Here is a 13,417-nt window from a genome sequence, read left to right as displayed (position 1 = left end):
CCGCACGAGCCCGCTCCTCCGGCGCTCGGCTAGCCTCGGAGGCACCCGCGAGGAAGGCCTGCATGACCCACGACACCGCCTCGGCCGCCCCGACCCTCGAAGCCGTCGCCGCGCTGGCCGGAGTCTCCCGCGCCACGGTCAGCCGGGTCGTCAACGACTCCCCGCGCGTGAAGGACGGCGCCCGGACGGCCGTGCTCGCCGCGATCGAGCAGCTCGGCTACGTGCCCAACCGCGCCGCGCGCTCCCTCGCCAGCCGCCGCACGCAGACCGTCGCGCTCGTGGTGCCGGAGTCGGCGGCGAAGGTGTTCGCGGATCCGTTCCTCGCCTCGGTCGTGCAGGGCGCCGCGATGGCCTTCGCCGGCACCGAGTACACGCTCACCATCGTGATCGCGTCGGAGGCGGCGCCCGAGAAGACGCGGCGCTACCTGCTCGGCGGCAACGTCGACGGCGCGCTCGTCGTCTCGCACCACAGCGGCGACCACTCCTACGCGCAGCTCGGCGCCTCGCTCCCCGTGGTCTTCGGCGGGCGGCCGCTGACGGAGGAGGGCGGCAGCTACTTCGTCGACGTCGACAACACCGGAGCGGCGCGCACGGTCACCGAGCACCTCCTGGGCCTCGGCCGCACGGCCCCCGCGATGATCGCGAGCCGCCAGGACATGCCCGCCGCGATCGACCGCCTGTCCGGCTGGCGCTCGGCCGTCACCGCCGCGGGCCTCGACGACTCGCTCGTCGAGTACGGCGACTACTCGCCCGAGGACGGCGCGACCGCGATGCGCCGCCTGCTCGACTCCGGCCGGCCGATCGACGCGGTCTTCGCCTCCAACGACCAGATGGCGTCGGGCGCCCTGACGGCGCTGCGCGAGCGCGGCCTCACGGTGCCGGGCGACATCGCGCTCGCGGGATTCGACGGCGACTACTTCGCCGAGGCGAGCGAGCCGCGCCTCACCACGGTGCGCCAGCCCTCCACGGGCCTCGGCGAGGCGATGGCGGACGTGCTGGTGCGCCTCCTGGCCGGCGAGGAGGTGCAGCGCGTGACGCTGCTGCCGACCGAGCTGCTGGTGCGCGGCTCCACGGTCGCGGGCGCCTGAACCCGGGCCGAGTGCGCTGACCCGTTCGCTGAGTCACGCGGATCGGCTCCCCGCTGCGGTGTGTCGCGAGCCGATCCGGGCGACTCAGCGCGGGACGGGGTCGTCGGGGATCTCGAGCAGGTGGAAGGGGCCCCGGGGGAGCGGGCCTGTGCTCCACAGCGCGACGACGGCCCAGCCGAGGTCGGCGTGCGCGACGGCGCCCTCGGGCAGAGTCCGGGTGAACAGGGCGTAGTCGATCCCGTCGAGGGGGAGGGCGCTCACGTCCCACGCGGGCCGGTCGGCGGCCAGCTCCTGGGCCCGCGCCTCCGCCGCCACCATCGCCGCTCGCGTCCGGTCCCCGGGCAGGCCGGCGGGGATGGCCGAGAGGAGGAGCGAGCCGATCGCCAGCGCGGCCGTCGCGACCGGGTCGGTGACCACTCCGTGCACCGAGCCGCGCGGCCCGAGGCGGACACCGGTCAGCCGCAGCGTGCGGACCGAGTACGAGCGGCCGTCCCGCTCAGCGCGGACCGAGAGGTCATCGACCGGCCCGTCGTCCGTCCGCCCGCTCCCGTCGACGGACCACGGATCGGAGACGGGGACCAGCGCGCGCACGCCCTCATCCGACTCCCTGCTGCGCCGCCGGTCAAGAGGCGCAGCTGGAATGCGGCCCCGGCAGGCCAGCCGGTCGGTGGGGACGCGTCAGGCGCGGAGCGCTCGCAGGACCCGGTCGACGTGCCGCTCGACCCACGTGCCGGTGAAGGGGCCGCTCCGCAGGAGCCATCGGTGGAGGATCGGGCCGAGCAGGAGCTCCGCCGCGCCGGAGGGGTCGGCCGCTCCTCCACTCGCGAGACGCGCGGCGATCGCGCTCAGCTGGGGCTCGAGCAGCAGGGTGCGGTACTGCGCGGCGAGCTCGGTGTCGGTCTGGATCGCAGCGGTCACCGCGCGCAGGAGCGGCTCGGCCACTGGGTCGCTCAGCTCGGCGGCAGTGCCGGTGACCAGGAGGAGCAGGTCGGCGCGCAGATCTCCGGAGTCCGGGACGGCGACGGCCCCGTCAGGAGTCAGGCTCCGCGCGAGGAGTGCGTCGAAGAGGATCGCACCGGTGGAGGGCCAGCTGCGGTAGAGGGTCTGCTTCCCGACTCCGGCGCGGGCGGCGACGCCCTCCATCGTCAGGCGCGGAAGCCCCTCGGTCCCGACGAGGTCGAGCACGGCGGCGTGCACGCGCTGCCGTGTCCTGCTGGTGGCCATTCTCCGATCCTACTGCGAAACGAGACGGAGCGTCTTGTTCGGAGTAGCGTGCAGGCATGACCACTCGACAGACCTGGCTGATCACCGGAGCCTCCCGCGGGCTGGGGCGTGCGCTCGTCCTCGCGGCGCTCGCCGAGGGCCACTGCGTCCTGGCCGCGGTCCGGGGCGCGCACTCCCTGCCCGAGCACGAGCGGCTGCAGGTCCACCGGCTCGACGTCGCGGACTCCTCCGCAGCCGCCGGCGCCGTCGACGCGGCCACGGCGATCGAGGGGCGCCTCGACGTCCTCGTCGACAACGCGGGCTACGGGCTCATCGGCACGGCGGAGGAGGTGGGCGAGGACGAGGTGAGGGAGCTGCTGGACGTCGACCTGCTCGGTCCGCTCTGGCTCTGCCGGGCCGCGCTGCCTGTGATGCGGCGGCAGGGGTCCGGACACATCGTGCAGATCTCGACCGTCGGCGCGGTGGGGACGATGCCGACGCTCGGGGTCTACAACGCGGCGAAGTGGGGCCTCGAGGGCTGGACGGAGGCGATGGCCGCAGAGGTCGCCCCCTTCGGCGTCCGCGTGACGCTCGTGCAGCCCGGGGAGATCGCCACCGACTGGGCCGGCGGCAGCATGCGGTTCGCGGCGCCGATGCCGGAGTACGACGACCTGCGGCGGGAGCTCTTCGGAGCGGCCGAGGTCCCCTGGCCGACCGACGGTCCGCAGGGAGGCACGCCTCCGGCCGAGGTGGCGGCGGAGATCCTCGCGCACGTCGCTGATCGGAGCGACGCCCGGTTCCGTCTGCTCGTGGGCGACGACGCTCCCGGTCAGGTGCGCGCCGCGCTCGAGAAGCGCCTCGCGGACTACGCCCTCGACCCGCGCTGGGCTGCGTCCGCGCTCTGAGGGACGGCCGCTGAGGTGCCGGATCGGCTGGCCGCTCCGGCGTGTCGTGAGCAGATCCGGGCACCTCAGTGCGGAGGCGTGAAGGCCCGCAGGCGCGGCTCAGAACTCCTCGTAGTTGTAGGGCTCCGGGTCCTCGTCGATCACGGGGCGCGCGATCGTGGCGCGGTTGCTCTTGATGCGGGAGCGGATGTCCTCGACGGCGGCCTCGACGGCGCCGGTGGTCGACTCCTCGTCCTTGATGGAGACCTCGACGGGGACGGCGACGAGCTCGCTGCTCGCGTCGAGCGTCATCTTCGCCTCGATGAGCTCGCCGTCCTCGGTGAACGCCGGGACCGTGACCGCCTCGGAGTGCTCCTGGCGGTCGATCGCGGTCACCAGGTCGAGGAGGGCCTCGGTCACGGCGTCGGTCGTCACGAAGCTCTTGGAGGCGTAGGTCAGCTGCTGCATGCCTCCACTCTCCCGAACGGGAGCGCCCCTCGCGCGGGGTTGCGCCTCGTCGGCCCAGCCCGTAGCGGAGGGGCAGCACGACCGGCGCGGGCGCGAGGAGTCAACCCTCTAGGCCGCGATCCGGGCGTCCGCTTCCCTGGTGGCGGGGCCTCGGGAGGAGGCGCGGGGGTCTCGGGATCCCGGGGCCCCGGCACTCGATCGGGAGGGGACCGGATGCGGCGTCGGGGACTCCGCGGCGACCGGGCGTTCCAGGGCGGCCTCCTGATCGGAGTCGGCCTCATGGCGGCCGTCGACGAGATCGTCTTCCACCAGATCCTCGCCTGGCACCACTTCTACGACCGCTCCACTCCGGCGATCGGCCTGCTCTCGGACGGGCTGCTGCACGCGGCCGAGATCCTCGCGCTCGTCGGCGGCGGCTTCCTGCTCGCCGACGCCCGGCGCCGATCCGCTCTGCGTCCGCGCACGGCGTGGGCCGCGGGGCTCACGGGGGCGGGGCTGTTCCAGCTGTGGGACGGAGTCGTCGACCACAAGCTGCTCCGGGTGCACCAGGTCCGCTACGACGTCGACCTGCTGCTCTACGACTCCGCCTGGATCGCCTCGGGAGCGGTGCTGCTCGCGGCGGGGCTCCTCCTCCTGCCTCGGCGACGGCGCGCGACGGCGTGACCCCGCACGCCGACCACTCCCTGCTCGACCCGGGCCTGCTGCTCCTGGTCCCGCTGGCCGCGGTGGCGGCGCTCGGAGGGGGCGCCGCGGCCCTCGAGCGGCGGCGCGGACGGCCGTGGCCGCTGCACCGGACCGCCCTGCTCCTCGGCGGGCTCGTGACCGCGGCGCTCTGCTTCACGGGTCCGCTCGCGGAGTGGTCGCACGCGGATCCGCGCGGGGCGATGCTGACGCACCTGGTCCTCGGGATGCTCGCGCCGCTCCTCCTGGTGCTCTCGGCCCCCGTCACCCTGGCCCTGCGCGCGCTCGACGTCACCGCGGTCCGACGGCTCTCGCGGCTGCTCCGGAGCCGCCCGGCCCGTCTCCTCGCCCACCCGATGACGGCGCTCCTGCTCTCGACGGGCTCCCTCTGGCTCGTGCACGCGACCGGGCTGCTCGCCGCCGCGCACGCCGACCCGCTGCTGCACCTCGCACTCGGCCTGCACTTCCTGCTCAGCGGCTGCCTGCTGACGGCGGCGCTCGCCGGAGTCGATCCGAACCCGCACCGCGCCCCGTTCGGCCTGCGCCTGGGCGTGCTCGGAGCGGGCATCGCCACGCACGCGCTGATCGCGACCGTGCTCTACGCGGAGGCGCCGGACGAGACCGGACGCCAGGCGGCGCTCCTGCTGTTCTACGGAGGCGACCTGCTCGAGACGGCGCTCGCCGTGGTCGTCTGCGCCCGGCGCTACGCGGCGACGGCGCCCCGGCAACCCCCTCCGTCGAGCGCGCCCTGCTCCCTACGCTCGGACGCATGCTCCTCATCTTCGGGACCCGAGCCGTCGAGGACCTCCTCCGGACGCTCGTCTTCGTCTGCCGCGTCTGCGGGCAGCGCGACGAGCAGCGGATCCTCCGCCGCCGGACGCGCCTCTCGCTCTTCTTCGTCCCCGTCCTGACCGTCTCGACCCGCTACCTGCTCGAGTGCTCGCACTGCCGCACAGTGTCCCCGATCAGCAAGGAGGAGGCGCAGGGCTCCGTCCGCTGGGCCGGCAACTCCGACCAGTGACCGCCCCGAGCGGGAGGCTCCCGCGGTGCGCTCAGCGCACCGGAGCCGGCACCGCCGCGGGACGCGCGGCGACCGCGGCCGCGCGCCGCGTCGCCCAGTTGTTGAGCAGCAGCGCCGTCACGACGATGGCCGCGCCGAGCAGGGCGACGGGCCCCGGTCGGTAGCCGCCCGCCATGCTGATCGCGAAGGTCGTGACCGGGACGAGGTTCTGGAAGAGCGTGCCGTTGAGGGCGCCGAGCAGCTTGATGCCGGCGTTCCACAGCAGCACGGCGACGACGCCGGCCAGGAGGATCAGGTAGGCCAGCTGCGGCCAGGCCGCGAGCACCTCGGCTCCGGTCGGCGGGTGCGCGGAGCCGGTGGCCGTCGCCACGGCGACCGCGACGGCGATCGAGGGGCAGCCGAGCGCGGTGGTGAGCGTCGAGTACCGCAGCGCCGACCAGCCGGGGAACGCCGCGGCTCCGCGCGTGTAGACGACCCAGCAGATCGCGCCGAGCAGGGCGAGCAGCTCGCCGAACCCCAGCTCGCCGTCGAGGAGGAGGGCGACGTCGCCGCGGGTGACGACGAGTGCGACTCCGGCGAGCGCGAGCAGGATGCAGCCGACGGTGGCGGCCGGCGGCAGGCGACGCGCGCCGATGCTCGCGAGCACTGCGCCGATCGCGGGCATCATCCCCATCATCAGGCTGACGTTCGGGGCCGAGGTGAACCGCAGGGCCGTGAAGGCGAGCAGGCCGAAGCCGGCGAATCCGGAGGCGCCGAGCAGCGCCAGCCGCCACCCGCGGCCGTCGAGCCGGAAGGCGCGGAGCCCCTCTGCCCGGGCGAGCAGCGCGGCCAGGACGACCGCGGCGGCGGTGTAGCGGATGAGGGTCATGAAGAAGGAGTCGACCGTCGCCGCGATGCTGTCCGCGACCGGGAGCATGCCGCCCCAGAGGATCGGCGGGATCAGGCAGAAGAGCAGACCTCGCGACCGCATGGCGCCCCTGACCCGTCGGGTGCGGCCGCCCCGGGCGGGGGCCGTCGCTCGATGGTGGACCCCGGCGGCTCGACGCACAAGAGCGCCGCCGACCCCCGAACGGCCCGCCGCGGGGCCGAGCGGAGAGGGGTGCGCCGGGTGTGGAGGAGGCTCGGCGAGCCGACTGACCTGCTACGACGAAGACGACGGAGCCGCAAGGACCTTGCATGGCCCCTTTAGGGTGACAAAATTCACTTGCTTCCATCATCTCCGTGCCCCTAGGTTGATCGCAGCACCCCCCGATGCTGTCCTCTGTCAGGCCCTGCTCCGATCCCCCCGTCGGACGCCGTTCCTCACTCGGGTCGCGCCCACCCCGGCGACGACCTCCGTTCCGCGCGGGCGCACATCGGCCCCCGGCCGCGGAGAGGAACAGTCATGACGACACAGCCCGGCCACGGCGCGGACGAGCCGACGGCTCCCCGTCGCCGGGCGACCTGGGAGGCGCACGACGAGACGGCCTCGCGCCCGCTCTCGGGACGCCGTGCCGCCCGCTCCGGGCGCGAACGGGTCTCCGCACCGCGCCGCCTCGCGTCCGCGACGCCTGCCGGAGCGGTGACGGTCCCCGCTGGAGCGGTGACGATCCCAGCCGCCCCGACCGCGGTGCTGGAGCGTCGGGTCGCGATGAACGAGCGTCCGGCCGCGCCGACCGCCGTGGTCGAGCGTTCGTCCGCCGCTACCGCCGTCCCGGAGCGTAAGGCCGCCCCGACCGCGCTCCTGGAGCGCTCGGCCGCCCCGACCGCGCTCCTGGAGCGCTCGGCCGCCCCGACCGCGCTGCTCGAGCGTCCGCCGGCCCCCACTGCGGTCCTCGAGCGCACCGCGCTCCCCTCCGTCGACGCCGACCGACTCCCTCCGGCATCCACCCCGATCGCCGGCACGCGCCCCCGCAGCGGCCGCCGCGCCTCGTCGCGCATCGGCGACCTGGTCGCCGCCCTCCCCGCCCACAACGAGGAGGCCGGGATCGCCGCGGCGATCGAGGGCCTGCGCCGGCAGACCTGGCCGCCGGACCGGATCGTCGTCATCGCCGACAACTGCACCGACGCCACGGTCGAGATCGCTCTCGCGCACGGCGCCGAGGTGTTCGTCACCGTCGGGAACAGCCACAAGAAGGCGGGCGGCCTCAACCAGTTCCTCGCCGAGGTCCTCCCGGGGCTGCAGGACGACGACCTGGTGCTCGTGCAGGACGCCGACTCCGCGCTCGACCCCGGGTTCCTCGAGATCGCCCGCGGCAGGCTGCACGGCGGCATCGGCGCGGTCGGAGGAGTGTTCCGCGGCGGCGAGGGCGGCGGCTTCGTCGGCCACCTCCAGCGCAACGAGTACGCGCGCTACGCCCGCGACGTGCGCCGGCTGAACGGGAAGTGCCTCGTCGTCACGGGCACCGCGGCCGTGCTCCAGGTCGCCGTGATGCGCCGCATCAGCGCGGCCCGCCTGGCCGGCTCCCTCCCCTCCGGAGACGGCATCGGCGGCATCTACGACACCACCGTCCTCACCGAGGACAACGAGCTCACGTTCGCGATCCGCCACCTCGGCTACGACGTGCTGAGCCCCGCCGGCTGCACCCTCGTCACCGAGGTCATGCCGACCTGGGGAGACCTCTGGCGTCAGCGCCTGCGCTGGAAGCGCGGAGCGGTCGAGAACTGCGTGCAGTACGGCTTCACGCGGGTCACGGCTCCCTACTGGGGGCGCCAGCTGCTCACGATGCTCGGCTGCATCATCACCTACGTCTACCTGGCCACGATCGTCTACGCGGTCGGCTGGGGCGAGCTGAGCCTCCAGCCGTTCTGGCTGGCCGTCAGCGCGATCTTCGTCGTCGAGCGGATCGTGACGGTCCGCGACCGCGGCTGGCGGTACATGCTCGCCGCCGCGTCGATGTACGAGCTCGTCGTCGACCTGTTCCTGCAGGTCGTCCACACCAAGGCCTACCTGGATGCGCTGACACGCCGTCGGCGCGACTGGTGAAACAGAGAGAGAGACATGTACAACCACATCGGAACAGCCGCCGGAGCCGGAGTCGGTGCCGGAACGCTCGCCATGACCGGGTTCGACTCGGTCTGGCTCGCCCTCGCGGCCTTCGCCCTCATCGCTGCGGGGACCGCCGTCCTGCGCATCGCTCCTCGCCGCAAGCGCGAGGTCTGAGACACGGTGGCGGGCGGGGGACAGCCCGCGCCCGTCACCGTCCCACGACCGCCGTCGCCGCGGAGGTCCGGCTCGCGGTGGTGTACCCGGTCTTCGTCCCGGTGACGGTCAGCGTGATCCGCTTCCCCGCCTGAGCCTTCGTGAGCGTGAACCGCGGCGACGTCGCTCCCGCGATGGCCGCGCCGTCCGCCTTCCACCGGTAGGTGAGGTTGACGGGGGTCGGCGTCCACGGACCCGGGGCTGCCGTGAGCACCGCTCCGACCCGGGCCGTGCCCGTGACGGTCGGCGTCGCGGCGCCGAGGGTGCCGGCGGCGACCGGTGCGGTCGGCTGCGAGGTCGTCGGGCCGGAGCCGTCGGCGGCGCTCACTGTCACAGTCACCCGCTTGCCGACCGCGGAGGAGGGGACCACGAGATCCGGACCCGTCACACCCGCGATGTCGACGCCTCCCGCCGCCCAGCGATGCACGAGCGGTCCCGTCCGGCCGGCGGAGGAGGACAGGGTCGCGCCCACCGCGGCGGTCCCGACGACGACCGGAGCCGGCGCCGCGTCGGACCGGTAGACCGCGACGTGGTCGACGAGCATCGTCCCGCCGGAGCTCTTCGGAGCGGCCGCGCTGTCGCACCCGCACACGCCGTTCGGCAGCCCGCCCCCGATGGCGAGGTTCAGGATCAGCAGCACGTCGTTCGGGACCGCGGCCTGCCACGCGGCCGTCCCCACCTCCGACTCCCGCACCACGTACCGGGTGACGCCGTCGACGAGGAACTCCACGCGCTCGTCGCCGGGCACGGTCCGGTCGAGCAGGGCGGAGTAGCGGTGGAACCCCGTCACGCAGGACGCGCAGTCCAGCATCCCGCTCGTCCGGCCGGCGGGCTCGTCGCAGGGGCCGCCGTCCGGCGCTCCGCAGTGCAGCGTCTGGATCACCTGGGCGGTGCCGTTGACGGCCTCGAGCATGTCGAACTCGCCGGTCGCGGGCCAGTCGATGACGGCGTTCGCGTCCCGCCCGAGAGCCCAGAAAGCGGGCCAGTAGCCGGTGGCCTGCGCGACGTCCGGCAGCTGGATCGAGGCGGTCATCAGCAGTCGGCCGCCCGCCGGTGCCGAGAACGACTTGTCGGCGGTGACGATCCGCCCGGAGGTCCAGGCTCCGGCGGAGTCGCGGAGGGCGCGGATGCCCAGAGCGCCACCGCCCGTGAGGAAGACGTTCGCCGTCGACGCGGTCGTCCGGTCGACCGCCCCGGTGCCCCAGGTGCCGACCTCGTGCTCCCACTGGCTCCCGACCGGCGCCCCCGCCGGCCCGGTGAAGTCGTCGCGCAGGAGCGTGGTCCAGCCCGGGGCGTCGGCGGGTGCCGCCGTGACGGCCTGGCCGGCGGACGAGGCGGTCGGAGTCGTGGACGCCGGTGCGAGGGCGGCGACCGCCTGCGGGGGTGTCGCCGCCAGCACTCCGAGGCACAGGGCCGCGAGGGCGAGGGCGAGTCGCGGCCGGTCGAGGAGTCGTGAAGGCATGGCGAGTCCTCTGCGTCGAAGGGGCGCGCAGCTGCACGCGCCTCGACGCTAGTAAGGAGTACTCGCTCTCCCCCACCCTCCAGGCGGGGTGATCTCCGGCACGAAAGCTCACGACCGGGCTCGGCCGGGCCGGGTCCAGGGTGCTGGCAGAGGGGCGGCCGCCGTCGCCTCCGATCGCCCGTTCGAAGGAGAACACCATGCACCGTCGTCTCACGGCCACGCTCGCCGCGATCGCCCTCGCCCTCGGAGGGGCCGTCGCCGTCGCGACCCCCGCCTCCGCCGGGCAGCTCGTCTACCAGAACGGCGGCCCGGGCAACTGCTACGAGGTCCGCTCGCAGCGCGACTCCCTGGGTCGCGCGCAGGTCACGGTGTGGTGGCACTGCGACCAGGCGAGCAACGTCAAGGTCATCTGGAGGAACGGCCCGGACAGCGGCTGCAACACGATGAGCGTCATCAACCGCAAGTTCAGCGACAGCTCGGGCGTCGCGTCCCGCTTCGACCGCCTCGTCTCCTGCTGACCCGGGCTGCCCCTGATCCCTTCCGCGAGACGCCGCTCCGGTACGCGGCACGCCGCAGAGGCGTACCCGAGCGGCCTCTCGCGGGAGGGAGGCGGCGGCGCTCAGTGCTCGGCGCGCCCCGAGTCCTCGATGAGGCGCACCTTCACGTTCACGGCGAGCGGCCCCGAGACCGACGGGTCGGCGGCGAGCAGCGCGTGCATCCGCTCGCCCACCAGGCGGAGCGTCTCGGGGGCCGGCAGTGCGGCGGACGCGGCGATGTGCGCGCTCACCGTGGTGAACCCCTCCGACCGGTCGATGTCGACCAGCACGTCGGGCTGCCGCAGGTCCAGCTTCACGGCGAGCGCGTCGGCCGCGGCCTCGACGATCGGCTGGGCGGGGTAGACCCCCGCGACTCCCTCGATGTCGCGGATCTCGGCGGTCAGCCGCTGCGAGAGCTCGGTGTCGTCGGTCATTCCCGCTCCTCCCGGTGGGGGTACACGTCGTCGACGGTCACGTCGATCGCGCCGACGGTCAGCTCGGTGTGGCGCTCCAGGGCGTAGCGGATGCGCTCGCGCAGGCGGTCGGCGGCCACGGCGACCGGCAGGCCGAACTCGAGGGCGCAGGTCACGTCGATCCGCACCACCGCGCCGGGAGCCGAGACGTCGCCGTCGAGGGTGCAGCGGCCCATGATGACGCCGCCCATCGTGTCGCCGGCGCGGCGGATCATCCCGCGCACGGCCGCCTCCGTGAGCGCCAGGCGGAGGGTCGGGTCGGGGTGGCGGACGGGGATGTCGCGGCCGGAGCGCACCTCGGAGCGGATCGCGTCGAGCAGGCCTGCGATCCAGACCTCGTCGCGGTCGGGCTCGCGGTCGGCCTCCTGGCGCAGCGCCCGCGCCGAGAGCTCGGTGAGGCGGGTGAGGTTCGCGAGAGCGAGCCGGCACGCGGCGGAGTTCTCGATCGAGGGGTCGCGCGGCTCGCGACCGCGGTCGAGGTACTCGCCCAGCTCCTCGAGCGTGTGGCCGTCGAGGTCGTCCTCGGGCACGGCGGCGTCGTCGGTCATCGCCATGCCTCCAATTCGTGGAGCAGGAATCGACGGGCCCGGGCGAGGAGGCCGCGGACCGTCGAGACGGGGAGTTCGAGAGCGTCGGCGATCTCCTGGTAGCTGTAGCCGGCGGTCTCGCGGAGTAGCCAACAGCGTCGCTGATCAGCAGGCAATCGGTCCAGCGCTTCCCAGACCGCGTCCAGCTGGAGTCGCGCCTCGACGATGCGCTCGGGGGAGTGCTCGGGCGGCGCGGGCGGGTCCCAGTCGTCGATGTCGTCGTGGCGGCGGCGGACGCGGATCCGGTCGATCGCCTTGTGGGTGACGATGCGCATCAGCCAGTTGCGGATGTGCGCCGGGCTGTCGAGATCGGCCAGACGCCGCCAACCGGTGAGGAACGCCTCCTGCACGACATCCTCGGACTCCGCCTCGGAGCCGAGGAGCTTCGCGGCGTAGACGCGCATGAGGGCGCCGTGGCGGCGGGCGAGCTGCTCGAACGCCTGCACGTCGCCGTCGACGGCGCGCGCGGCGAGGGTCGCGTCGGACGCGTTCAGGAGGGGGTCGTCGTCGATGAGCGCCTCCTCCGCGGTCCCGCGCGCGGTGTCCCCGCGCGCCGATGCCCTCAGTGTGGGGCGCCGTCCGGCATGACTACCAGCCTTGACAACGGGCCGCCGAATCCGCTGGCCGGATTGCGAGTGCCGCCGATGGGGGACGGCTCGAGACGGGATTCGTGACATTCCGGCTCCTCGACACGTCTTGATTCCGTACCCCTCGTGCGTCCCCCCGAGCGCACGGACCCCGAACCCGGAAGAAGCCCCCCATGCACTTCTCCCTCCGCCGCCGCCCCGGGCGGACGTCATGAGCGAGTCGACCTTCACTCTCGGCAGCCCGTTCGCGGGCGACGAGCGGGCCGACCGGCGCTACGAAGCCTCCGGCGACGATCCGTCCGCCGCGTCCGCCGTCTACTCCGAGGCGTACGGCGGAGGCGAGTTCCGCGTCGCTCCGTTGCAGCGCGGCTTCTCCTACCGCTACGCCGTCCGCGGCAGCGACCGGGTGACCCTGCGCACCTCCGACTGCTCCGGCGCCCTCACCGGCCAGGTCCCCCACCTGAAGGAGTACGTCGTCGGCTGGTTCCGCGCCGGAGGCGGACGCCTGAACCTCCCGCCGTTCACCCGGACCGGCGCGCTCTCAGCCCCGTTCCTGTTCCCCGCGGAGCGCCAGTTCGGGCTCGAGTTCGAGCCGCACCGGCAGAACCTCATCCACTTCGCCCCCGGGTTCCTCGAGGACGTCGCGACCGAGACGCACGCCGGCCCCCGCCAGCCCGTCTCCTTCGACCACGGGGCGGACGCCGACCCCGGCGTCCTCGCCCGCTGGCGCGCCGCGGTGACGGAGGCGAGCGCCGCGCTCGCGACGGCCGCGATCACTCCGCTCGTGCGCTTCACCGCCGAGCTCGACCTCGCCCGGGTGCTGCTCCTGCTGTTCCCGTGGCGCGCGTGGGACGTGCCGGCCGTGCTGCGGCGCCCGTCCGCCTCCCGCACCCGGGTGGCGCTCGACTTCCTCCAGCACCACGCCCACGAGCCGATCACCCCGGCCGACGCCGCCCGCGCGGCCGGTCTGCACACCCGCACACTGCAGCAGGCGACGAAGCGGCACCTCGGGGTGTCGCCGTCGGTCTACCTGCGCGACGTGCGCCTGGACCGCGCCCACTCCGACCTGGTCGCCGGCGACCCCTGCTCGACCACCGTCGCCGCGGTCGCCCGCGAGTGGGGCTTCGGCAACCTCGGCCGCTTCGCGAGCGCGTACCAGGTGCGCTTCGACGAGAAGCCGAGCCACACGCTGCGCCGCTGACGCGCAGACCCTGCGTGCCCGAGGGCCCGGACCGTCTCACGGCAG

At 74.2% G+C, this 13,417-nt stretch carries 17 protein-coding genes; 9 read left to right on the top strand and 8 right to left on the bottom strand.

Going from position 1 to position 13,417, the window contains the following annotated elements; translation table 11 throughout:
- Positions 1 to 62 precede the first annotated feature (62 nt).
- A complete protein-coding gene (locus C5C82_RS07545; RefSeq protein ID WP_104250504.1) occupies positions 63 to 1,088 on the top strand; it encodes a LacI family DNA-binding transcriptional regulator in 1,026 nt (341 codons plus the stop codon).
- Between the two features lie 84 nt (positions 1,089 to 1,172).
- On the opposite strand, the gene C5C82_RS07540 is transcribed toward C5C82_RS07545, so the two are convergent.
- Both C5C82_RS07540 and C5C82_RS07535 read right to left on the bottom strand, forming a co-directional pair.
- The gene (locus tag C5C82_RS07540) at positions 1,173 to 1,679 is read right to left on the bottom strand and encodes a hypothetical protein (RefSeq protein WP_104291900.1); all 507 of its coding nucleotides are present in this window, start codon (positions 1,677 to 1,679) and stop codon (positions 1,173 to 1,175) included.
- A gap of 87 nt (positions 1,680 to 1,766) precedes the next feature.
- Positions 1,767 to 2,312, bottom strand: coding sequence for a TetR/AcrR family transcriptional regulator (locus tag C5C82_RS07535; protein ID WP_104232939.1), 546 nt, complete (start codon positions 2,310 to 2,312; stop codon positions 1,767 to 1,769).
- Positions 2,313 to 2,368: 56 nt separating this feature from the next.
- Here C5C82_RS07535 and C5C82_RS07530 point away from each other — a divergent pair, with 56 nt between their 5' ends.
- Positions 2,369 to 3,196 (top strand): SDR family NAD(P)-dependent oxidoreductase, encoded by an 828-nt coding sequence (locus tag C5C82_RS07530; protein WP_258059797.1) that lies wholly within the window; start codon positions 2,369 to 2,371, stop codon positions 3,194 to 3,196.
- Positions 3,197 to 3,295: 99 nt separating this feature from the next.
- Here the strand turns inward: C5C82_RS07530 and C5C82_RS07525 are convergent, their stop codons facing one another.
- Positions 3,296 to 3,643 (bottom strand): hypothetical protein, encoded by a 348-nt coding sequence (locus C5C82_RS07525; protein ID WP_104223965.1) that lies wholly within the window; start codon positions 3,641 to 3,643, stop codon positions 3,296 to 3,298.
- A gap of 213 nt (positions 3,644 to 3,856) precedes the next feature.
- Between C5C82_RS07525 and C5C82_RS07520 the strand changes: the two genes are divergently transcribed.
- From C5C82_RS07520 to C5C82_RS18240, 3 genes are read left to right on the top strand one after another with little or no spacing between them, the layout of a single operon-like run.
- Positions 3,857 to 4,306: a DUF2243 domain-containing protein gene (locus C5C82_RS07520; protein ID WP_104268776.1), complete on the top strand. Its 450-nt coding sequence runs from the start codon at positions 3,857 to 3,859 to the stop codon at positions 4,304 to 4,306.
- Positions 4,303 to 5,235 carry a cytochrome c oxidase assembly protein gene (locus C5C82_RS07515; RefSeq protein ID WP_181134416.1) on the top strand — a complete coding sequence of 311 codons (933 nt, stop codon included), beginning with the start codon at positions 4,303 to 4,305 and terminating at the stop codon, positions 5,233 to 5,235. The genes C5C82_RS07520 and C5C82_RS07515 overlap by 4 nt, the downstream gene beginning before the upstream one ends.
- Positions 5,187 to 5,345: a hypothetical protein gene (locus C5C82_RS18240; RefSeq protein WP_374953052.1), complete on the top strand. Its 159-nt coding sequence runs from the start codon at positions 5,187 to 5,189 to the stop codon at positions 5,343 to 5,345. The genes C5C82_RS07515 and C5C82_RS18240 overlap by 49 nt, the downstream gene beginning before the upstream one ends.
- 31 nt (positions 5,346 to 5,376) lie before the next feature.
- Here C5C82_RS18240 and C5C82_RS07505 read toward each other — a convergent pair whose 3' ends face one another.
- Positions 5,377 to 6,315, bottom strand: a complete 939-nt coding sequence (locus C5C82_RS07505) for a DMT family transporter (RefSeq protein ID WP_104232937.1) — start codon at positions 6,313 to 6,315, stop codon at positions 5,377 to 5,379.
- Between the two features lie 414 nt (positions 6,316 to 6,729).
- Here C5C82_RS07505 and C5C82_RS07500 point away from each other — a divergent pair, with 414 nt between their 5' ends.
- Entirely contained in the window at positions 6,730 to 8,310 is a 1,581-nt protein-coding gene (locus C5C82_RS07500; protein WP_258066018.1) for a glycosyltransferase family 2 protein, read from the top strand.
- A gap of 15 nt (positions 8,311 to 8,325) precedes the next feature.
- Positions 8,326 to 8,487 carry a hypothetical protein gene (locus tag C5C82_RS17480; RefSeq protein WP_167305255.1) on the top strand — a complete coding sequence of 54 codons (162 nt, stop codon included), beginning with the start codon at positions 8,326 to 8,328 and terminating at the stop codon, positions 8,485 to 8,487.
- 34 nt (positions 8,488 to 8,521) lie between these two features.
- On the opposite strand, the gene C5C82_RS07495 is transcribed toward C5C82_RS17480, so the two are convergent.
- Positions 8,522 to 9,988, bottom strand: coding sequence for a family 16 glycosylhydrolase (locus C5C82_RS07495; protein WP_104354872.1), 1,467 nt, complete (start codon positions 9,986 to 9,988; stop codon positions 8,522 to 8,524).
- A 197-nt stretch (positions 9,989 to 10,185) separates the two neighbouring features.
- Between C5C82_RS07495 and C5C82_RS07490 the strand changes: the two genes are divergently transcribed.
- Positions 10,186 to 10,506: a hypothetical protein gene (locus C5C82_RS07490; RefSeq protein ID WP_104309183.1), complete on the top strand. Its 321-nt coding sequence runs from the start codon at positions 10,186 to 10,188 to the stop codon at positions 10,504 to 10,506.
- 101 nt (positions 10,507 to 10,607) lie between these two features.
- On the opposite strand, the gene C5C82_RS07485 is transcribed toward C5C82_RS07490, so the two are convergent.
- From C5C82_RS07485 to C5C82_RS07475, 3 genes are read right to left on the bottom strand one after another with little or no spacing between them, the layout of a single operon-like run.
- Entirely contained in the window at positions 10,608 to 10,958 is a 351-nt protein-coding gene (locus tag C5C82_RS07485) for a hypothetical protein (protein ID WP_104223972.1), read from the bottom strand.
- Positions 10,955 to 11,545, bottom strand: a complete 591-nt coding sequence (locus tag C5C82_RS07480) for an Asp23/Gls24 family envelope stress response protein (RefSeq protein WP_146076902.1) — start codon at positions 11,543 to 11,545, stop codon at positions 10,955 to 10,957. Before C5C82_RS07480 ends, C5C82_RS07485 begins: the two co-directional genes overlap by 4 nt.
- The gene (locus tag C5C82_RS07475; protein ID WP_104354871.1) at positions 11,542 to 12,261 is read right to left on the bottom strand and encodes an RNA polymerase sigma factor; all 720 of its coding nucleotides are present in this window, start codon (positions 12,259 to 12,261) and stop codon (positions 11,542 to 11,544) included. Before C5C82_RS07475 ends, C5C82_RS07480 begins: the two co-directional genes overlap by 4 nt.
- Positions 12,262 to 12,382: 121 nt before the next feature.
- Between C5C82_RS07475 and C5C82_RS07470 the strand changes: the two genes are divergently transcribed.
- Positions 12,383 to 13,372, top strand: a complete 990-nt coding sequence (locus tag C5C82_RS07470; protein WP_104255209.1) for a helix-turn-helix transcriptional regulator — start codon at positions 12,383 to 12,385, stop codon at positions 13,370 to 13,372.
- The last annotated feature ends 45 nt before the right edge of the window (positions 13,373 to 13,417 follow it).

Origin of the sequence: Rathayibacter sp. AY1D5 (assembly GCF_002932515.1) — a bacterium.
In the GTDB taxonomy this organism is placed as follows: domain Bacteria; phylum Actinomycetota; class Actinomycetes; order Actinomycetales; family Microbacteriaceae; genus Rathayibacter.
The sequence above is the reverse complement of the archived record's forward strand: the minus strand, read 5'-3'. Positions and strand labels throughout refer to the sequence as shown.

What these genes read in the sequence shown, in the direction of transcription:
- C5C82_RS07525 (WP_104223965.1), bottom strand. Translation starts at nt 3,643, where the DNA reads ATGCAGCAGCTGACCTACGCCTCCAAGAGCTTCGTGACGACCGACGCC.
- C5C82_RS07500 (WP_258066018.1), top strand. Translation starts at nt 6,730, where the DNA reads ATGACGACACAGCCCGGCCACGGCGCGGACGAGCCGACGGCTCCCCGT.
- C5C82_RS07535 (WP_104232939.1), bottom strand. Translation starts at nt 2,312, where the DNA reads ATGGCCACCAGCAGGACACGGCAGCGCGTGCACGCCGCCGTGCTCGAC.
- C5C82_RS07495 (WP_104354872.1), bottom strand. Translation starts at nt 9,988, where the DNA reads ATGCCTTCACGACTCCTCGACCGGCCGCGACTCGCCCTCGCCCTCGCG.
- C5C82_RS07475 (WP_104354871.1), bottom strand. Translation starts at nt 12,261, where the DNA reads ATGTCACGAATCCCGTCTCGAGCCGTCCCCCATCGGCGGCACTCGCAA.
- C5C82_RS07485 (WP_104223972.1), bottom strand. Translation starts at nt 10,958, where the DNA reads ATGACCGACGACACCGAGCTCTCGCAGCGGCTGACCGCCGAGATCCGC.
- C5C82_RS07505 (WP_104232937.1), bottom strand. Translation starts at nt 6,315, where the DNA reads ATGCGGTCGCGAGGTCTGCTCTTCTGCCTGATCCCGCCGATCCTCTGG.
- C5C82_RS07480 (WP_146076902.1), bottom strand. Translation starts at nt 11,545, where the DNA reads ATGACCGACGACGCCGCCGTGCCCGAGGACGACCTCGACGGCCACACG.
- C5C82_RS07490 (WP_104309183.1), top strand. Translation starts at nt 10,186, where the DNA reads ATGCACCGTCGTCTCACGGCCACGCTCGCCGCGATCGCCCTCGCCCTC.
- C5C82_RS07545 (WP_104250504.1), top strand. Translation starts at nt 63, where the DNA reads ATGACCCACGACACCGCCTCGGCCGCCCCGACCCTCGAAGCCGTCGCC.
- C5C82_RS07470 (WP_104255209.1), top strand. Translation starts at nt 12,383, where the DNA reads ATGAGCGAGTCGACCTTCACTCTCGGCAGCCCGTTCGCGGGCGACGAG.
- C5C82_RS07530 (WP_258059797.1), top strand. Translation starts at nt 2,369, where the DNA reads ATGACCACTCGACAGACCTGGCTGATCACCGGAGCCTCCCGCGGGCTG.
- C5C82_RS07520 (WP_104268776.1), top strand. Translation starts at nt 3,857, where the DNA reads ATGCGGCGTCGGGGACTCCGCGGCGACCGGGCGTTCCAGGGCGGCCTC.
- C5C82_RS17480 (WP_167305255.1), top strand. Translation starts at nt 8,326, where the DNA reads ATGTACAACCACATCGGAACAGCCGCCGGAGCCGGAGTCGGTGCCGGA.